Annotated in this window: 14 protein-coding genes; 12 read left to right on the top strand and 2 right to left on the bottom strand. The window is 36.8% G+C overall.

The window, feature by feature from the left end; genetic code table 11:
• The first annotated feature begins 186 nt into the window (after positions 1 to 186).
• The 3 genes from LS684_RS03515 to LS684_RS03525 all read left to right on the top strand — a co-directional run bounded on the left by LS684_RS03515 (position 187) and on the right by LS684_RS03525 (position 4,862).
• Entirely contained in the window at positions 187 to 1,548 is a 1,362-nt protein-coding gene (locus LS684_RS03515; protein WP_233809994.1) for a 3' terminal RNA ribose 2'-O-methyltransferase Hen1, read from the top strand.
• A 2-nt stretch (positions 1,549 to 1,550) separates the two neighbouring features.
• Entirely contained in the window at positions 1,551 to 4,145 is a 2,595-nt protein-coding gene (locus LS684_RS03520; protein ID WP_233809996.1) for a polynucleotide kinase-phosphatase, read from the top strand.
• 231 nt (positions 4,146 to 4,376) lie between these two features.
• On the top strand, positions 4,377 to 4,862 hold the full coding sequence (locus tag LS684_RS03525; RefSeq protein ID WP_233809998.1) for a YehS family protein: 486 nt from the start codon (positions 4,377 to 4,379) through the stop codon (positions 4,860 to 4,862).
• 842 nt (positions 4,863 to 5,704) lie between these two features.
• On the opposite strand, the gene LS684_RS03530 is transcribed toward LS684_RS03525, so the two are convergent.
• Entirely contained in the window at positions 5,705 to 7,741 is a 2,037-nt protein-coding gene (locus LS684_RS03530; protein ID WP_233810000.1) for a molybdopterin-containing oxidoreductase family protein, read from the bottom strand.
• Positions 7,742 to 7,889: 148 nt separating this feature from the next.
• On the opposite strand from LS684_RS03530, the gene LS684_RS03535 reads away from it, so the two are divergent.
• From LS684_RS03535 to LS684_RS03575, 9 genes are all read left to right on the top strand, one after another.
• Positions 7,890 to 8,441, top strand: coding sequence for a 4Fe-4S dicluster domain-containing protein (locus LS684_RS03535; protein WP_233810002.1), 552 nt, complete (start codon positions 7,890 to 7,892; stop codon positions 8,439 to 8,441).
• 7 nt (positions 8,442 to 8,448) lie between these two features.
• Positions 8,449 to 10,014 (top strand): PucR family transcriptional regulator, encoded by a 1,566-nt coding sequence (locus LS684_RS03540; RefSeq protein ID WP_233810004.1) that lies wholly within the window; start codon positions 8,449 to 8,451, stop codon positions 10,012 to 10,014.
• 398 nt (positions 10,015 to 10,412) lie between these two features.
• Positions 10,413 to 11,105 (top strand): TorD/DmsD family molecular chaperone, encoded by a 693-nt coding sequence (locus LS684_RS03545; RefSeq protein ID WP_233810006.1) that lies wholly within the window; start codon positions 10,413 to 10,415, stop codon positions 11,103 to 11,105.
• A gap of 17 nt (positions 11,106 to 11,122) precedes the next feature.
• Positions 11,123 to 13,729 carry a molybdopterin-dependent oxidoreductase gene (locus LS684_RS03550; RefSeq protein WP_233810008.1) on the top strand — a complete coding sequence of 869 codons (2,607 nt, stop codon included), beginning with the start codon at positions 11,123 to 11,125 and terminating at the stop codon, positions 13,727 to 13,729.
• Positions 13,730 to 13,742: 13 nt separating this feature from the next.
• Entirely contained in the window at positions 13,743 to 14,294 is a 552-nt protein-coding gene (locus LS684_RS03555) for a DMSO/selenate family reductase complex B subunit (RefSeq protein WP_233810010.1), read from the top strand.
• Between the two features lie 91 nt (positions 14,295 to 14,385).
• Entirely contained in the window at positions 14,386 to 15,249 is an 864-nt protein-coding gene (locus tag LS684_RS03560; RefSeq protein ID WP_233810012.1) for a dimethyl sulfoxide reductase anchor subunit family protein, read from the top strand.
• 52 nt (positions 15,250 to 15,301) lie between these two features.
• Positions 15,302 to 16,216 (top strand): 4Fe-4S dicluster domain-containing protein, encoded by a 915-nt coding sequence (locus tag LS684_RS03565; protein ID WP_233810014.1) that lies wholly within the window; start codon positions 15,302 to 15,304, stop codon positions 16,214 to 16,216.
• A gap of 59 nt (positions 16,217 to 16,275) precedes the next feature.
• A complete protein-coding gene (locus tag LS684_RS03570) occupies positions 16,276 to 16,485 on the top strand; it encodes a twin-arginine translocase TatA/TatE family subunit (protein ID WP_233810016.1) in 210 nt (69 codons plus the stop codon).
• Between the two features lie 134 nt (positions 16,486 to 16,619).
• Complete coding sequence (locus tag LS684_RS03575) at positions 16,620 to 17,912, top strand: radical SAM protein (RefSeq protein WP_233810018.1); 1,293 nt, start codon at positions 16,620 to 16,622, stop codon at positions 17,910 to 17,912.
• A 1,004-nt stretch (positions 17,913 to 18,916) separates the two neighbouring features.
• On the opposite strand, the gene LS684_RS03580 is transcribed toward LS684_RS03575, so the two are convergent.
• Positions 18,917 to 19,075, bottom strand: coding sequence for a hypothetical protein (locus LS684_RS03580; protein WP_233810020.1), 159 nt, complete (start codon positions 19,073 to 19,075; stop codon positions 18,917 to 18,919).
• Between the last annotated feature and the right edge of the window lie 291 nt (positions 19,076 to 19,366).

Consider the following 19,366-nt stretch of genomic DNA (forward strand, 5'->3'; position numbering starts at 1 on the left):
CTTGGGTGTTACGGATTATTTTCACACCCTCTAGGGGATTTATTATGAAAGTGTAAGACCCTGTGTCTGCTACTCGTTTAGCACGCACAGGGTCTTACACTTTTTTCCACTCCTTACTTCTCTACCCCATCTCCTCACAATCCCGTATAATGAATCCAAACAATAAAACCGAAAGAAGTGTTTCCTATGCAGTTAACCATTCACGCATCTGGTCCAGATGTAAAGGTTATTTCCTATCTATTAGCAAAGAATCCGAATAATCTATATGAACGATGTGTAAATGGACATCTCGTCAGAATGTTTTACAGTAAGTTTGTTGATGAAGAGCTAGAGGTGACATTCTTTGTGACGCCGGATCCGATTGAGCTTTCGCGAAATAGTTCGGCAAGGTATGATATTACGTCGTATATTAATGATCGCGAGTTTGCGGTGAGTAGCATTTTTTGTACGTTGCTTAGAACGGCGCTTGGGACTGCTTTGAACGGAAAGCCGAAGGAAGAGTATGAGCCTTGGGTGGATCATGCGTTTTCTTTCCGTTTTGAGTTTGGGCCGCTTTCATCTAGTTTATCGGATCAAAAAATTGTTCAGTTGTTTGAGCCGATAGGGTATGATGTGACGATTGATTATGGAGAGGTAGATTATTCGGTAGATATTAAAACGAAGAGCACGGCGCGGTATTTGACCTTAAATGGGATGACGACTCTTCAAACTGGTTTGCGTCAGCTGTTTGTATTGATTCCTGTGTTGGATAATTACAAGCACTATTATATTGATGAGAAAGAGATTGAGAAGATTCAGCGATACGGTGAGGGCTGGTTGGATGCGCATCCAGAGCGAGAATATATTTTTCAAAAGGCCCTTCGGTTTAAGGAAGTGTATAGCTTGGTTGAGAGTGAAAATGACCGGAACTCGGTACAAATGACAAAGGAAGAGTCAGATGTGAAGGTACGGTTGAATGATCTTCGCTATGAGAAAATTATCAGTCATATCAATCGCTTAGAGAGTAAAGATAGCATCGTAGATTTTGGTTCTGGAGAAGGAAAGTTATCGGTTCGCCTTGGATTTGTTCCTGGTGTAAAAGAAATTCTCTCAGTAGAGCCATCAGAGTCGGCTGCTCTTAAAGCGTTGAAGAGGTTTGAGAAAGCGGATGAAAAGGAAGGTTTTCTCCGCCCAACTACGATGATGGGATCGTTGTTTTATTATGATGAGCGATTAAAGTACAAGGATGTGATGATTCTTTGTGAGGTGATTGAGCATATTGATGAAGCACGATTGCCTAAGATTATGACAACGATTTTAGAAGAGTATCAGCCTGGTGTTCTAATCGTGACGACACCGAATCAGGAATACAACCAGGTGTATGATATGGCGGAGGGGGTTCGTCATCATGATCACCGATTTGAGTGGACGAGAGATGAATTTTCTTCATGGTGTGAGGAGCAAAATCACGCTGGAAGATATGAGTTACAGTTTGATGGAATTGGTGAGGAACATGATCACTTCGGTTTCCCTACCCAAATGTGTATGTTTGTGAGAAAGGAGAGGTGACCATGGATGTAGTGTTACCTTACGCTGGAATTGTTTTGCTAGTAGGCCCGTCTAATAGTGGGAAGTCGACGCTAATTAAAGAATTCGTCGATAAGGGGGAGCTTCTATCATCTGAGATGGTGAGCTCAGACGAAGTTCGCCTATTGGTTAGTGACACGGATTTTATTGACTGGAAGCATAGGCCTAGCGATGAAGCGGATGCGCTTTATGAAGAGTATCAAAGAATATCTGTAGAAGCGTTTGGGTTGATGGATCGGTTAATTGAAACAAGATGTAGAATGAATAAGCTTACAGTTGTGGATGCTACTCATCTGCATCCAGATGACCGGAAGAGATATATTGAGATGGCGAGGAGGTACCATGTTCCAATTGTAGCCATCGTGTTAGATGTGGAGCAGAATATTTTACTTGAAAGAGACGAGCAGCGTGATCAACCACGAGGAAAGCGCCGAATTAGACAGCAGTATCAAGTGTTTAAACGAGAGAAGCGTTTTATCAAGAAAGAGGGGTATCGAGCTACGTTCTTTATCAAAAACCCTGAAGATATTCAGTTGAAGAGACATCGTGAAAATCCCATTGAGTTAGATGTCGATAATGGAATTGATGTGATTGGAGATATTCATGGTTGCTACGATGAATTGATTGAACTCCTCTTGAAGCTAGGATATAAGAAGCATGAAGAAGGATATTTTATCCATCCTGAAGGAAGAAGGTTTTTATCCCTTGGAGATGTGATGAGTAGAGGTCCCCGTTCGATAGAAACGATGCAATTCTTCATGGAGCATGTGGATCGCGGGCTTGCCTTTATGATTGATAGTAACCATGGCTGGAAGATTGCAAGATGGTTAGATGGTCGGAAGGTGACCTTAGCTCATGGGGATGAACTGGTTGAAGAGGAAATGAAGAAATTTAAAGAAGAACATGGTGAAGAGCAGACCCAACAATTGAAAGAGGAATTGAAGAGCTTTCTTTTAGGAGCCCCTTCTCATTATCTGTTGAGGAAGAATGGGGTGCCAACTTTAGTTTGTACCCATGCTGGAATTAAGGATGAATTCATCGGCAAACAGTCATATGATGTGAGTGATTTCTGTCGCTATGGAGATAACGAAGGGCTGGATGAGAACGGGAAGCCGATTCGAAAAGACTGGACGATTCATCATAAGACGAGCACCTTGGTTGTTTGGGGTCATGATCCAAAGCCGAAGCCGCTCATGATGAATCATACGGTCAATATTGATCAAGGTGTGGTGTTTGGTGGGGAGTTAACGGCACTACGATATCCTGAAAAGGAATTTGTTTCTGTTAAAGCGAAACGAGATTATTCAGGTGGAAGTCGTAATCCATTGAAAGAGCTTGAGAAAAAGCGTTTAGATCCGCCTAATATTGCTAAGTTTATCAATGGGTATAAGGTGTTAACAGAAGATGTGGGAGAGATTCACGTACCTAAAGAGTATTGTATTTCAGCGTTAGATGATGTCTCTCATTTTACGATTCCCATTGAAGAGCTGGTGTATATTCCACCTACAATGAGTCCGACTCCAATTCCTTCTGTCCTAGAGGATTATTTGGAGCACCCAAAAGAAGTTATAGAATACTACCGCAGCATGGGTGTGGAGCGAATGGTTGCAGAGAAGAAGCATATGGGGAGCCGAGGCATCCTTATGATTTATCGAGATAAGGAAACCGGGTTGAAGCACGTTGGTCGTGAGACACTAGGTGTGATTTATACGAGGTCTGGGAGAAGGTTCTTTGCTCCTGAGGTCGAGAAGGATGTATTAAAGAGACTTAATCAAGCATTAACTCGTTATGATTATTTTAAAACGTATGAAACAGACTATGTGCTGTTAGATGCAGAAATTATGCCGTGGAATTTAAAGGCGAGAGAATTAATAAGTAATCAATACGGGCATGTTTCTGAGCATGCGATTTTAGACAGATCATTTATTAAAAGGAAGTTAGAAGAAGCTGTTGACTCGAATCATAATTTAGAAGCTTGGCTATCTGATTATGATAAAAAGCTAGATAACGCGAAATTATTTAAAGAAGTGTTTCAAAAGTATTGTTGGGATATTGAAGATATCAGCAATATTCAGATTGCTCCATTTCACGTGCTGGCCCATAGCCACGAAACGTTCTTCGATAAGCCACATACATGGCATATGGAAATGAACCATGAGTTTGCGAAGATGGATGGACTGTTTGTCGAAACGGAATATATGGTTATTGATGATTCCTCAAGTGAACAAGCAGTAATTGAGTGGTGGGAAACAATCACGAGTGAGGGGCATGAAGGGATCGTCATTAAACCAGACATCTTTATTACCAAATCAAAAGGGAAGCTCATTCAACCAGCAATGAAGGTGAGAGGGCGGAAGTATCTTCATATAATCTACGGAATGGACTACCTGTTGCCTAATAATTTGGAACGCCTGAAGAAAAGAAATGTTTCGAAAAAGCAAAAGTTAGCTTTAAAGGAATTTTCTCTAGGTGTCGAAGGAATTCGCCGATTGGTCGGAGGAGAGTCGATTGAACGAATACACGAATGTGTGCTTGGAACACTAGCGATGGAAGCGGATGCGGTAGATCCGAGGTTATAGAGTAGAGATCGTGATGGTTTCTTGAATAATTAAAAGATGCTAGACTCTCAGCCTGCTCATACTGTAGCCAAGCTAGGGGTCTGGCCCTTTTTATGTTATGATAAAGGCTGAGTAAATATAGAGACAATGACAGCAATTCGTATGAGTATATTTAATATAAAGCGGACTTGGAGCAGCATTTATATAGACGGTTTGGTACTCAAGGAAAACAAGCTTATTGGAGGTTCATAGATGATCAATAATGATATATTAATCCGATTTAGATATGCCCTAGATATAAAAAATTCGGATATGGTCGAGATTTTCAAACTTGGTGGCATTGATCTAACAAAAGAAGAAGTACTAGATATTCTTACAAAAATGGATCCTGATGAAGATGGACTGGTTGAAAATGAAGTTAGTCATGCGATAGTCGAGTCGTTTTTTAATGGGTTTATTATTTTTAAAAGGGGAAGACAAGAACCAAAGCCTGGAGAGCCAGAAAGACCAGCACTTTCTAATGAACATGTTAATAACATCCTTCTAAAGAAGGTGAAAATCGCTTTATCGTTAACAAGCGACGATATAATGGATCTATTAGATGAAGCAGGAGTTACTATCACAAAGGGCGAGCTAAGTGCCTTATTAAGAAAAAAGGGTCACAAAAATTATAAAGAGTGCGGAGATAAGTACGCTAGAAACTTCTTAAAAGGGTTAACGTTGAGATATCGAGGATAGTGATATATGTAGGGTGATACGTACATAATTAAGAGAAACCATGCGTTTTCAAATGAGTATAAATAATAAAGCTGTTATTGTATTGTTTCTTATAAAACATGTGGAGTTATCCGCTGCCTTGCCGCTGGGTGGGCGGTGAGCCTTCTCGGCTTCGCCTGTGAAGATTCACCTGTCCCACTGCTCCCGCAGGTGTCTCGCATCCTTCTGTTCCAAGCTACTAGCCTTCGTATGAAGAAGGAAATCTTACCTGGTTTAAAACAACATTCTTTTAGAAAATAGCCAAAATAAAAAATGGATCTGAATCTATAAAGTTATCTACTGAAATGCAGAGTCCTAGACTGTGGTTTGACTGCTACAGTATTAAGGAGAAATATATATAATCGCCAGAAAAGCATAAAAGAATGATAGATAAGTTGTTTGACTTTCAGAATCTTGAACCAGTTTGTAATGCTTTTTAGAACCGGGAGTCATCAATTATTTTAGGTGCTTTTTTGAGAGTTGTAACTTCAATCAAAAAGACTTTCAGGTAATCTATTTCAGCTCACCTTGTCTTGAATAATAACAATGTCGTAAAATTTATCCTTAGGCTCAGGTTTAAGCGTTCCATCTTAAATTTCCGTTCTCTATTTAGAAAGACATTCCTTTGTCCTTAATAGAGCTAGATTTGCTTTTTATAGATATATGAAGTGTATAGCAAGGTAAAATCAATTACTAAAAATCGAAGATGAATTTTCCGACCTACCAATCTAAGGTCATTTAAAGAGATTTTTCAATATGAAGAAGTAAGTATAAAAGCATCGGACTTTGTGGAACCTGTCGTTTTTACTTGAATAAGGGGTATGTCATAATTTTCCAATCTGAACAAATGTATCATAAAACGCAGTTCCGTTTGAACCTGAAACATGTTGTCCCATGTCTGTTGGTAAAACAGAAATTAATTTATTCACATTAATTTCAGAATCTACATACCATCGGTGATATATTACAAGAATATCTTTCGGAACCCTATCGCTATATACAGCCCTAATTTCTATACAATCTTGTTCGTTAAATATCTTAATAATTTCCCTATCATAAATTCCAAATCCCTTTGCTACCATAGGATGAATTTCAACAAACGCCTCATCTTCATTCGATAAATTCAAGACATGGAATTGTGAATTAAACCCATATGGATTATGAGGAGTGATTAACCAAAAAGGATGTTCAGCTGTTGGTGAAAGACTATTCACAAAAAGAGGCATTGTTGCAAGCCCATTCTCTTCGGCTTCAGCCGAATAAAACTGGTATAATCCAGATTTAGTCGCGAAACTTCTTTTCTCCCATACGGTTCTTGCAGCTCTTGTCGAAAATCTTTTCTGTTTAAGATCACTCACATTTTTTACAAAATAGTACTCATTTATTTCATCAGTAAATTGTGAATTCAAATACTCTTCTTCACTTGAATGAATTGGAAAGGAGCATTTATCGGGTAGTTTTTCACTTAATCTTAATGCCATTTCTTTCATAATGTTCCACTCACTTAAGCTTTCAAAATATGGATTCACAGCTTTTTCATTTAGTGCAATTTCTTTGTGCCAATAACTTGTCACTATATCAATTTCTTCAAAATGAGTAGTAGTCGGTAATATTAAATTTGACATTTGGGCAGTAGGTGTCATAAATAAGTCAACTGTTACTACAAAGGGAATCTCCTTTAAAAACTCTAAAATGAATTGTGGATTGGGTTCTTGTATTATAGGATTTGCACATGATATCCACAACAATTCTATTGCCTTATTGAGCTGTTGAGGGAGTACTCTTTGATCACGATCGGTCAAATAAATATTCCGGTTTTTTTTCTCTGTTTGTTGATTCTTGAAAAATTTAGCGTCCATCCTCCTAAAGTAGATTCCGCTGCCTTTTTTCCCAATATCCCCGTGAACAGCTGCCAAAGCTTCAATAGCTCGAATACTTTGTCCACCATTAGTGTGCTTTTGAAGTCCAATGCCTATGATATGAGAAACCGCACTGGCACCTTTTATCCAATCCAATAAAATAAGAACAGCTTCTTCACTAATACCACATTTTTGTAGATAAGTGTCTATATCAATTTGCTTAATAGTATCAAAAAACGGATAACTTCCATAAGAATGGTTATCCACAAACTCCTTATCGTAATGATTCGTTTTAAGCAGTTCTTTTATTAAAATATTTGCTAAAGCTCCATCTGTACTGGGGGAAATTTGAATATATAAGTCAGCAAGCTCAGCAGTTTGAGTATATATTGGGTCAATGACCACGAGCTTAGCACCTTTCGTTTTAGCTTCAATAATAAAAGGTATTAGGTGAATGTTTGTTGCTGCAGGGTTTGCACCCCATACGAGAATCATCCCAGAATCCTTAATAGCATGAGGGTCTGACATTTTAACAGTTCCCATATCATATTGAATAGCTTCAAATCCTGTAGATGGCGCAGAAGAGCCGTGGACCCTTGTTGTTTTACTTAGGCTATTGAAGAAATGGTCTGTGACAAAATGATGTACCCCAACATTACCTGTTCCTTTAAAAAGAGCAAGAGGAAGAAAATCTCCATATTTCATATCTATGTTCAATAGTTCACATAATATGATATCAAAAGCTTTGTTCCATGTGATTTGCTTAAACTTTCCAGAACCTTTTATTTCTTGAAAGTAGGGGTATCTAAGCCGTTCTAAGTGACTATTTTTTTCTAAATATGAATAACCTTTAGCACAAAGCTTCCCTTGTGTATAAGGATGTTTTGGCATACCAGTTAATGAAAATAATTGTCCATTCTCAACTGTTGAATTCATGCTGCAATTACTGAAACAATTTCGTGGGCATGCATGATGATATTGATTTTTTGTTGTTTTCTCCAAAACTTTTCACTCCTATTCAAGATGCACTGGGTGTTATTACGTGAAAAACTTCACAAGATTGTCGTTCAAAAGATAATTTTTGCCTTTTCCATATTTTATACTAATAAAGTGGGGCAGAAAATATTTTTTTGAAAAGAAGGGAAGTATCTTGCTCAATCAATTTATGTTTTCCGTTGACCTTAATAAGTGTATAAATTGCAAAACCTGTGAAATGTCTTGTAATACTTTTCATGGTTTAACGGATGTACATCGAAGGAATGTCATTACGATTAAAGAAGGTTCCGATGCACTTATCTATTTTTCCATTTCTTGTAACCATTGTTTAAACCCTGTATGTATCTCTATTTGCCCACAAAATAATTATCAAAAGCGTAGTGATGGAGTAGTTATCCTTGACTCTAATAGATGCCAGGCATGTATGCGATGTGTCACAGCTTGTCCATTTCACGCTCCCAAAATAAATCCTAGAACAAACCGAGTAGATAAATGTAATCTCTGTGTAGAAAGACTAGATCAAGGATTAAAGCCTGTCTGTGTCGAAAACTGCATTACAAATGCCATTGGAATAATAGAGGTCAATATGAAGGAACGAAAAACATATGACTTCCGTGAAGCAAATATTCCTCTTGTAGGGTTCACAAACCCATCAGTATTAATTAAAAAGAAGCTAACGGGTCTGATGTTTCTAAGAGAAGGGTGATGTCTGCATGAAAGATTCGTTACAAGGATTGTTATTAAATGTCCCTCTGTTTCAGTTAAAGTTTCTTACTCCTTTACCAAAGCAACTACTTTATTTTAATTCAATCACTCAACAAATTCCTAACCAATTGCTAGAAAATCCAACAATTGTAACAATTACAGCTGGAGAAGAATTGGAGAGATTAAATAGAAGGTCTGTTGCTAATCAATTAATTCAAGACCCTAATCTGATATCAATAGTAGTATTTGCTGAAGATAAAGCACTTTTAAAACAAGAAGTACTTACTCTTTATGAAGAATGCAAATTACCGCTTATTCAAATAATGGACCTTGCTTCATTAAATGTTTTTCAATATAAAGGACAGAATGCTTATTTTTATTCAAAGTTGAGTAAGGAACTGGCAGGTGCGATGGAGAGTGGGGTAACAAAATTGGCTAGTGAATTATCAAAAGGCTTGGGAACTCCCTTTCTTTATTTAAATGAAAATCAACAACTTCTTTGGCAAACGGGAAGTGAGATGGAATTAAAAGTAGCACATCGCTGGCTAAATGCACATCTGAGAGAGATCCAGGGGATGAATGAAGATTCTATCACCATTTCAACGAATGAGGATGAAGGGTTCAAAGTATATTCGGTTAATATTGCAGGAGTCCTTAAACATAGTTTATTGGTTTTAAATTCTTTAGTTGATTGGCAGAAAAAAATGATTGATAAATTTATTGGTTTAACAGCGCTTATTTTGCAAACGGAAGGAATGTTTCGTGAACAGCAACAGATTATGCAGGAGCATTTTGTGTATGATCTTCTGTATCATAAATTTCAATCACAAAAAGTGATGATTACACAGGCAAAAACATGGGGGTGGAATTTAGAAATCCCTCATCATTTGCTTATAATCCATGTTGATGTGTCTGATGATTTGATGTCTAACATGGATTGGTTGGATGAAATGGTCTTTTTAATAGTAGAAAAAAAAGCTGATATGGAGGAAACTATTATCGTATTTCCATTTCAAGACCAGATTGTTGTTTTATTAGAGGATGGGGAAGATTGTACGAATAGCGAAAGAAATAACCGTGTTTTAGCAGTGGCAAACCAAATAGAAAAGGTGATTAATGAGCACTTTGCCTATTGTCAAATATCAATAGGAATAGGAAAGTGGTATCGAGATGCTACCTTTTTAAATAAAAGTTATCAGGAAGCAATCCAAGCATTAAGATTCGGGAAAATTTGGCTTGAAAATAGGAGTGTTTTTCATATTAATGATTTGGGAGTTCTGCGTCTCTTAATTCATATACACCAAGAGATATTATTTGATTATTGTCAGGAATATCTATCTGTTCTTTTAGAAAGTGATCGAGATCATGGTACGGATTTTATAAATACTTTAAAGGTCTATATTCAACATCAAGGCATTATTAGTGACGTTTCTGAAGCACTGTTTGTCCATCCGAATACATTACGTAACCGTATCAAAAAAATCGAAGATAAGACAGGGATTAATTTACAGGATCCAGAAGAATTTATGAATTTAATGGTGGCTTTAAAAATTCGCTCATTTATTAACTTGTAAGCTATCTCAAATATGATACAGATAAAATAGATCTAGCTTTTACTTTTAAAAGGCTAGATCTATTTATTTTTCAGACTATTAGAAGAAAAATTAAATTGTAATTAATCTTGCCTTTCATAAAATGTCCAATTATATAATTTTTGAGTGGAATCTAACTGTGATTATTACACAATTGTGAGTCTGTAACTATGGAGAATCGTACACTCCCTTTCGAGAGACATGACCGATAGAATAGAAACATAGAGTCATTGTTCTAGTAAACAGAGAACTGTAAGGGCAATCCCCTAGCTTTTAATTTGTGAAGTATTACACAATATAATATTCAAAGATAATTTTGGGGATATCTATTAAATTGTCCATTGCACGTCTACACTACAATCGAAAGAGGTGGAACTAAGATGAATCAGGTTATTCAAACCGATTTAAAGGAGATTCAAAATCTACTAGAGCTGAGAGTGTTCGCTTATGACATTCTACGTAGAACTTTTTTAGAAGAACCAACGAAGGAACTAGTTGAAAAATTTCAGGATGGTGTTATCAAATTTTTTCCCTTCAAAGAAGAACACACATTACTAATAGAAGGTGTAGATTTAGTTAACCATTATTTTGAAATATTTGATATGAATTCAAATTTTGATGGACTTCACTGGGACTATACCAAAATGTTCATTGGTCCATATCAATTACCAGCTCCAATGTGGGGATCTTCTTATGTAAACAAAGACGGACTTCTCTTTCAAGAAGAAACATTACGGGTAAGGAGATTTTATCTAGAATATTCCTTTGAACCATTCCATTATGGGAGAGAAGCAGAAGATCATTTAGGATTGGAACTCGATTTCATGTATCAGCTTAGCAAATTAACTAATGAACTATTAATCAATGATGATATCCCTCAATTAATTAAAATATTGACTGACCAAAGATATTTCCTGAGAGAGCATTTATTAAATTGGATTCCTATGTTTAGAAGTAACGTTATTGAGCACGCTGATACCAATTTCTATAAAGGTATGGTTAACGTCCTTAATGGATTTTTGATAATCGATCAGACTTGCTTAGATGAGTTGTCTTCTAAGTTAAGGATATAAACACTGGAGGTGTTTTTATGTCAAACTTTTTAAAGAAAGCATTGGATCATCGAATGAGCCGCAAAGCATTTCTAGGTTGGAGTACAGCATTAACAGCCGCTGCAGTTGTGCCATCATATGGTCTGACAAAAATTGATTCAAGAGTAGCAGCAGAAAAACTAGAAACAGAAGGAAAATGGATGACAGCCGCTTGCTGGCATAATTGTGGAGGACGTTGCCTTAACAAAGCACTAGTGGTTGATGGTGTGGTTGTAAGACAGAAAACGGATGATACGCACGAAGATAGTCCAGATTATCCACAACAAAGAGGGTGCCACCGTGGACGTTCACAAAGACATCAAGTATTTGGAGCAGATAGAATTAAATATCCAATGAAACGTAAAAACTGGGAGCCTGGTGGCGGAAAGAAAGAGCTACGAGGAAAAGACGAATGGGTCCGCATATCTTGGGATGAGGCGCTTGATTTGATTGCCACTGAGTTAAAAAGAGTGAAAGAGAACTATGGTAATAAATCTATTGTTGGAACTAGCCGTCTTCTAAATTTCTATGGTGGAGCGATGGTTCGCTGGGGCTCATCTTCATCAGGGGCATGGTCAATCCCACAGGAAACTATGGCAGGATTTATGTCATGGAGCGGAAATGACAGATTGGATTGGCGTAATGCGAAGCTTATTGTGATGTGGGGTTCAAATCCAACTCGATCCAATCTTGGAAACCCAAGCTACAATCTTTTACAAGCGAAAAAAGCTGGTGCAAAATTCATCTTTGTCGATCCTTCTGTCAGTCCATCTGTTAAGACTCTAGCAGATAAGCATATTCCGTGCCGGCCAGGAACAGATACAGCCCTCTTGCTTGGAATGGCTTATTATATGATTGAAAATAACTTGCAGGATCAAGACTTCCTTAACCGCTGTACGGTAGGATTTGACAAGGACCATATGCCTGAAGGTGCTGATCCGAAGGAAAATTTCAAGGATTATGTACTTGGAACTTATGACGGTGTTCCAAAAACACCTGAATGGGCTTCGGAAATTTGTGGTACTGATGTGAAAGTAATTAGAGAATTTGCTCATGAAATAGCTACAATAAAGCCAATGATTTTCACATCATCCTTTGCACCTGCTCGTACGTATAGAGGTCAGCAATTTTGTCAGGCATTCCTCACAGTTGGTTGGATGACTGGAAATGTTGGTAAACCAGGATCTGGGGTTTTTGCTATGAACTATGGGAAAAGACAAAGTTATGGAGGGAAAACGCTTGTTCGTGGAGGAAGTGGAGGGCTTCCACCAGCTGTTAACCCATTATTCCCCGATGCCACATATGGTGCCTATGATGGTTACCGTTGGGCAAACCCAACAAACCTCGAAGCTCATGGAATGGCTTATTGTGAAACCTACGATGCGATTCTAAATGGGGAGTATACAGCAACTGCTGGCCGTGGAAAAGTGAAATGCGATATTCGCATGCTTTGGTTAGTACGTGATGGAAGCGGCTATAACTTTTTAAATCAATCATCAGATATTAATAAAGGGATAAAAGCCTTCCGTAAGGTAGATGCGATTTTTACAAATGATATCGTACTTTCAACCATTTCTAAATACGCAGATATTGTGTTACCAGCCACAACCGAATGGGAAAAAGATGGGAAAATACTTAGTGGTAATCCGGAAGCAATTGTAATTTCTCAAAAAATTGTTGAGCCGATTTTCGAAGCGAAAACAGAAGAATGGATGGACAGAGAGCTAGCTAAGCGTCTTGGATTAGATCCTAATAAAATTTATCCAATTACTGAAAAACAGCAGTTGTTTAATAGTTTAGCAGGAGCAGAAGTCATTACAGAAGATGGAGAAAATTATGTTCCACTCGTCACCATTACAGAGAAAGATATTAAAGAGTGGAATGTAGATGGTAAACCACAAAAAGGTAAAATTACGTTAAGCGATATAGTAGAACAAGGTGTATATCAAGTTCCTCGCTCACCAAATGATAAGTTAGGAGAAATTAAATGTGAGGCTTTCGTAAAAAATCCTGAAGAAAATCCAATCCCCACTAAGAGTGGTAAGTTTGAAATACACTGCCAACCATTAGTGGACAAAATCGCAGCGTATGGTTTAACAACCATTTCACCAATTGCAAAATACGAAGCTCCATTAGATGGCTATGAAGCAACATTCGAAAACTGGGAAAATAAGAAAAAAGGGAAATATCCATTCCAGCTCGTAACCATCCATTATGGAAGACGATCTCACTCAGTATTTGATAACGTACCGCAACTTAGAGAAGCATACCCACAAGAATTCTTTATGAATAAAAGAGATGGGGAAGCACAAGGTCTTAAAGATGGGGATACCGTTCTTATTGAGAGTGAATATGGAAAAGTGATTCGTCCAGTAGCACTTACTGAAACTTGTATGCCAGGAGTTGTGTTCCTTGGAGAAGGTGCTTGGGTTGAGATTGATGAGAAAACAGGCATAGATAAAGCTGGGGCAACCAATATCCTTTGCGGAGCACGATTAAGCGGTCAAGGGGAAGAACCATGGAACACAACGATTGTAAATGTTCAAAAGTATAAAGGTGAACCATTAAAACCCGATTGGGAATGGGAACAGAGAGTTATTTTCTAGGAGGTGACGGATTATGAAACAGAAGGGTTTCTATTATGACTCAACAATTTGTACGGGATGTAAAGCTTGTCAGATCGCATGTAAAGATACGAATGATTTAAAGGTGGGAGAGTTGTTTAGAAAGGTATACGAATTTGAAGGTGGAACATTCCCAAATGTATGGGGATATTATCTTTCCCTAGGCTGTAACCACTGTGAAGAACCAAAGTGCGCTGATAACTGTCCGACAGGTGCTATTTATAAGCGAGAATCTGATGGTTTAGTTGTTCAAGATCGAGAAAAATGTATCGGCTGTAAAATGTGTATGTGGTCTTGCCCTTATGAACGCCCTCAATATCTAGAAGAGCAAGGGAAAGTTGGAAAATGTGATGGCTGTGCAAATTTAGTCGACCAAGGTTTGAATCCTGTTTGTGTGGACTCTTGTCCAATGAGAGCAATCGAATTCGGTGATATTGAGGAATTAAGAAAGAAATATGGTGCGAACGATAATCTTAAGGTCTTACCAGGTGCTAATATTACGAAGCCTTCAATTACCGTTAATGCGAAGCCAGAAGCGATGAATTAGAGCTTGAACGAGAGAAAACAAAATTGGTAATGTTAAGAACTCTTTAGGTTCTTAACATTACCTCAATACACTGAAGTAGGAGGTAATTTATATGTTTGCTGAAGAATGGCCATTGTTGCTATTTACCCTTCTAACCCAGTTTGGAGTGGGAGCATACATCTTTTTTGTTATTATACGTGCGTATAACAAAAAGCTTGGGAACAATCTAGGAATTAATGTAACAAAGCGTGGATTATTTCTTGTAGGTCCAGTTCTTGCACTTGCTTTAGTTTTCTCATTATTCCATTTAGGAGATCCATTCGGGGCGTATCGTTCTCTTCTAAATTTAGATTCATCCTGGTTGAGCAGAGAAATCGTGTTTACTGCTGCATTCTTTGCTCTTTGGGGCGTATCGTTCTATTTAGACCTTAAAAGAAAATGGAATCAAATAGTGGGTTGGGTGACCTCCTTTGTTGGTTTAGGTGCCATTTTCTGTATGGCAAGCATCTATGCTTCTTCTATCAAACCAGCATGGACCGATGTCAATACGTATCTAGCTTTTTATGGAACAACTATTCTTTTCGGTTCAGTTACATCTATGATTTTCATTCTTATCAGTAAAGAAGAAAAGACGGAAGCCTTAACTAGTGTTATTAAGGGAATTGGGTTAGTAGGTCTTGGAGCAATGATTGCTCAACTAATTTATTTACCTATTTATGTATCTGGCTTATCCGGTAGTGGACAAGCTGGTCTTGAATCTGCAAGTCTTATTACTGGAACTTATGCAATCTCTACTGTGATTAGATGGGCTCTATCCTTTATTGGAATAGGTACTATCGGATTTCTTTTGTATCGTGATCGTAGAGAGAAATCGCAGATGACTTTATATCTAGTTGCATTAACATTAGTCTTAGTAGGTGAGTTCTTAGGTAGATATATTTTTTATGCAACGGGAGTATCCATAATAGTCGGGTGAAAAATAGGGGAGATTTAGGTCTCTCCTATCGATTAATAATGAGGTGAGTCTGATGGGATTATTAAGCAAATGGGTAGAAAGTTTGGATTTCGACTATCATATATTACCAGCTTGTACTCGCTTAGTTAGTCCTCGTTCTCATTGTGAACAATGTGTACTTGCTTGTGAAGTGAATGCTGTCAAAATAAAAAAGGGTATCCCGTCAATTAACCATAATAAGTGTTTGGAATGTGGTCATTGCATATCTGCTTGTCCAGTTCAAGCAGTTGCTGGCATTTATCCACAAAGAACAATTATACAAAATCAATTAGTTATTAAAGACGAAAGAATCCCAACTACAAAAGAGTTATTAATCCTTTATAAAAAAGGAGTTAAGGTAGTTATTAGTGAATCTCCAACTTTATTAAAGTTATGTGAAGGCTCAATAAACAAAGCCAATATTTTATTAGAGCAGCTGGGTGAAGACTTAGTTTCTTCATGTGTGAAATCGGTTAGGGAAGAGGAATATTTTTCGAGAAGGGAATTATTTGCTTTTTGGGCACTGGAAAGCAAGTCAGTTGCTAAACAAGTTGCACCAGCAAAATGGCGTTTTAATCAAAATGATTTTAACTTGCCGAAATACTATCCTGACTATCAATTTGCAAAAATTACGATTGATATAGAAAAGTGCTCATTATGTAACACATGTAAAAAACTTTGTAAAAAAGATTGTTTTGAAATTAACGAGGGAAAATTCACCATTTCTTCACAAGGCTGTTCAATGTGTAATCTTTGTGTGGATACTTGTCCTCAAAAAGCAATAATGGTCGAGGAACAGATCTCTAATGAAGAAAAAACAATACTCCCTATTTTCCAAACAACTTGTGAATCCTGTAACAAAACAGTTTATTCACTAAGTGAAAAAGAAGAAGAATGTATAGCTTGTAGGAAAAGAAAGAGCTTTTTGAACCAGTCCATGCTTTCGTGATCTGTCGTTTCCAGTTCAACATGAAGAAGTCTTCTATAAAATCAAAGAGAGGGATTGCTATGTTTTCTAATATAGGTATTCCAGGATTAATACTGATACTTGTTCTTGCACTAATGATTTTTGGTCCTAAAAAGCTTCCAGAAATGGGAAGAGCCATTGGACAAACATTGAAGGAATTTAAGAAATCAACGAAAGAATTAATAGATGATGAGAAAGAAAATGTTATAGAGATGGCTAATCCTAACGAGAAAGACAAGAAAAGTGAATAACCCGCCCTATGAAGTACTGAATTAAGATAAAAACATCATTTAGATGATCAACATATTATTAAAGGATTTCTGTAAAGACAGAAATCCTGTTTTGCTATCGATTAAAGACCATAAAATTGAAAAGGGTGTTATCTATGATAAAAACGATCACAAGAGACAATATCAACGAAATTAACAACCCATCATTTCGCTCATATGTAACACAATACTTGAGTATTGAAGAACAAACAAATCGAATGATTGAAGGGATTGGGCTACCTTTTAGTAATGAACGAAAAGAGATTATGTTAGAGAATATTCTAGAAAAGAAGCGAATTGTCCCAAGAAATGAAAATAAAAGCCTTTATTTAAATTGGATATCTCCAGCCTGTAAAGCTTGTAAAACAGGCGAGAAAAGTCATACAACCTTTATTTCCTTTAAATGTCATAAGAAATGTTTCTTTTGCTTTAATCCTAATCAGGAAAACTATGGGGACTTTCGAATGAAAGAACATGATGTTACTGCTGAAATTCAGCATAGGCTTAATAGAGGTGAAAAGTTTGACCATATTGCACTTACAGGTGGTGAGCCCCTTCTTCATCCGAAACAGGCTGTGGAATTCTTTGAATATATCGACAGACATTCCAATAGCACTTATACGCGCCTTTATACAGCTGGAGATTTAATAACAAGGGATATCTTAAGAGCTTTAAAAAGCGCCAATCTGAATGAAATTCGCTTTAGTATAAAACAAGAGGAATCTGAAGAAAAGCTTGAAAATCTATATGAGCTAATGATTCTAGCTAAGGAATATATACCTTTTATCGTTGTTGAAATGCCTGTTATCCCTGGTACACTAGAGCTAATGAAAAAAATTTTACATCGGCTCGATGAAATTGGGGTAAATGGAATAAACCTGTTAGAATTTTGCTTCCCAATGCATAATTCAAAGGAATTTCAAGAACGAGGCTATGAGCTGAAATTCCCTCCGTTTGAAACCTATTATAATTATTGGTACGCTGGAGGACTTGCTGTGGATAAAAGTGAAGAGGAATCTTATCATTTACTGCAATATGCTTCAGAACAATCGGTAGGATTGGGAGTACATTATTGCTCGTTAGAGAATAAGCATACTGGACAGCTATATCAACAAAATAAGAAAACCAACCTTTCCAAACTCTATTCTTTTTCCGAAAAGGACTTTTTCATTAAGTCAGCAAAAGTCTTTGGTGCAGACAAGAAAATTGCAAAAGAGATACTTAACAAAAAAGGAGTTCGTCATTTTGAAGAGAATGCGACTTACGACAGCCTACAATTTCCCGCATCTGCCATTAATCTATTTAAAGGAACCAATATAGAAATTGCAATCTGTTCCTATGTTTCTGAGATCCGTCAAAATGAGGACGTATTACGGGAAGTTAAGGTCGAATGGGTGAATGGTAATTAGATTAATAATGGGACTCTTTATTGGTCATTCTTATTTTAAATGGTGCCTGACTTTCAAGTAAGCTAATGCGTTAGCGAACTTAAGGTCAGGCATTTTTTTAAAGCGAATAATTGAGGTCCTCACTAGAGGGAAAATGAATATTTACATAAATTATTGATGGTGGTTGCATTGAGTGAGAAGTAATCAAATAATTATGGCTTAGAAGTGGTAGAGTCAATTTGAAATTATCTTGACTGAATAGAAACCAACAGTTTGAATATTCCACCTCTAAGATTTGTAGACACTCATAAGTTGAAAAGAGAGACTTTGTTGATCGTAAACTCTTCCCTTCCTGAATATCGTGACTAAAAAGAATGTTAGGGATTTGAGTTAAAGATGAAGAGGGAATTAGATAGGTGATTTTTCTATAGTCAAACTGCTACAATCTTTGAAAAGATTGCACCAATTTACCTGCATATAAAGAGCGGTAAAGCATTCAAATGAATAAATAAGGGTATCTTGGCTTTATTCCAAAAGCACAATCTGTCCAAAACACCACTGTACTCGATACTTTGGTGTTTTTTTTGAACAGAACTATGTACAGATAAGCAAACCCCTGATGCTTGTCATTTTTTTTATTATAAGACCTAAAACAAAGAGTAAACGTTGAAAAAAAGGGGGCTGACTATACTTGAATATACAGTAACCCCCTAACTTAATTTTTTGCAGAAACAGATGATCACTAACAGAGCTGGAATTGATAATTTTAACTATTTAATGAACGGAAATACACACTAGCGAAATATATTGAAATTTCAATACCTGAAATGCCAATGATGATAGCTGGAATAATTGAGATAATGAAAGATACGATAAATCCTGAAAAAAATTGGAATATTTAGTATTTGTGCAAGGGTGATTTCATTAACTGTATTAATAATCATTAGAATAACGAAAATCATAATCCCTAAAATGAGTTTAGTTTTCATGTTGTATGATATGGTGCCCCAGTTAAACATTCTGTCTTAAATTGAAAAAATATATGGCTTTAGTAAAAAAATGGATAATGCAAAGACAGGTAAAATAATGATGTTAGCTGTCGCAAAAATCTTACCAGTTGTTATAAACGAGATGCTTCCGATAATAATCCCAATAATAATGGATTTCTTTGGTTCAAGTACCAACGTTTAGACCTTATAGATTAGCATCATTAACATGGCATGGATACTCATGAGTGCAATGGCTAAAGAGGACAACAAAGCAAGGGTAGTAAGGGTTTTGGTGTTTTTCGATTGAAACATAGGCTCCTCCAAAAAGGTAGTGTTTGATAATCAATATTATATATTTCATAATAATGAAAATTAATATCATTTGATAAAGAGAATGTTAGAAAGTTAACGGGATCTTTTGGTTCCTATCAACAATATTTTTATAGGCTAATATCAAATTTTAGAATCCTTTTCCACATCCACTTA

It is taken from the genome of Cytobacillus spongiae, from assembly GCF_021390075.1.

What these genes read in the sequence shown, in the direction of transcription:
- LS684_RS03565 (WP_233810014.1), top strand. Translation starts at nt 15,302, where the DNA reads ATGGGATTATTAAGCAAATGGGTAGAAAGTTTGGATTTCGACTATCAT.
- LS684_RS03560 (WP_233810012.1), top strand. Translation starts at nt 14,386, where the DNA reads ATGTTTGCTGAAGAATGGCCATTGTTGCTATTTACCCTTCTAACCCAG.
- LS684_RS03545 (WP_233810006.1), top strand. Translation starts at nt 10,413, where the DNA reads ATGAATCAGGTTATTCAAACCGATTTAAAGGAGATTCAAAATCTACTA.
- LS684_RS03525 (WP_233809998.1), top strand. Translation starts at nt 4,377, where the DNA reads ATGATCAATAATGATATATTAATCCGATTTAGATATGCCCTAGATATA.
- LS684_RS03570 (WP_233810016.1), top strand. Translation starts at nt 16,276, where the DNA reads ATGTTTTCTAATATAGGTATTCCAGGATTAATACTGATACTTGTTCTT.
- LS684_RS03555 (WP_233810010.1), top strand. Translation starts at nt 13,743, where the DNA reads ATGAAACAGAAGGGTTTCTATTATGACTCAACAATTTGTACGGGATGT.
- LS684_RS03515 (WP_233809994.1), top strand. Translation starts at nt 187, where the DNA reads ATGCAGTTAACCATTCACGCATCTGGTCCAGATGTAAAGGTTATTTCC.
- LS684_RS03550 (WP_233810008.1), top strand. Translation starts at nt 11,123, where the DNA reads ATGTCAAACTTTTTAAAGAAAGCATTGGATCATCGAATGAGCCGCAAA.
- LS684_RS03520 (WP_233809996.1), top strand. Translation starts at nt 1,551, where the DNA reads ATGGATGTAGTGTTACCTTACGCTGGAATTGTTTTGCTAGTAGGCCCG.
- LS684_RS03575 (WP_233810018.1), top strand. Translation starts at nt 16,620, where the DNA reads ATGATAAAAACGATCACAAGAGACAATATCAACGAAATTAACAACCCA.
- LS684_RS03540 (WP_233810004.1), top strand. Translation starts at nt 8,449, where the DNA reads ATGAAAGATTCGTTACAAGGATTGTTATTAAATGTCCCTCTGTTTCAG.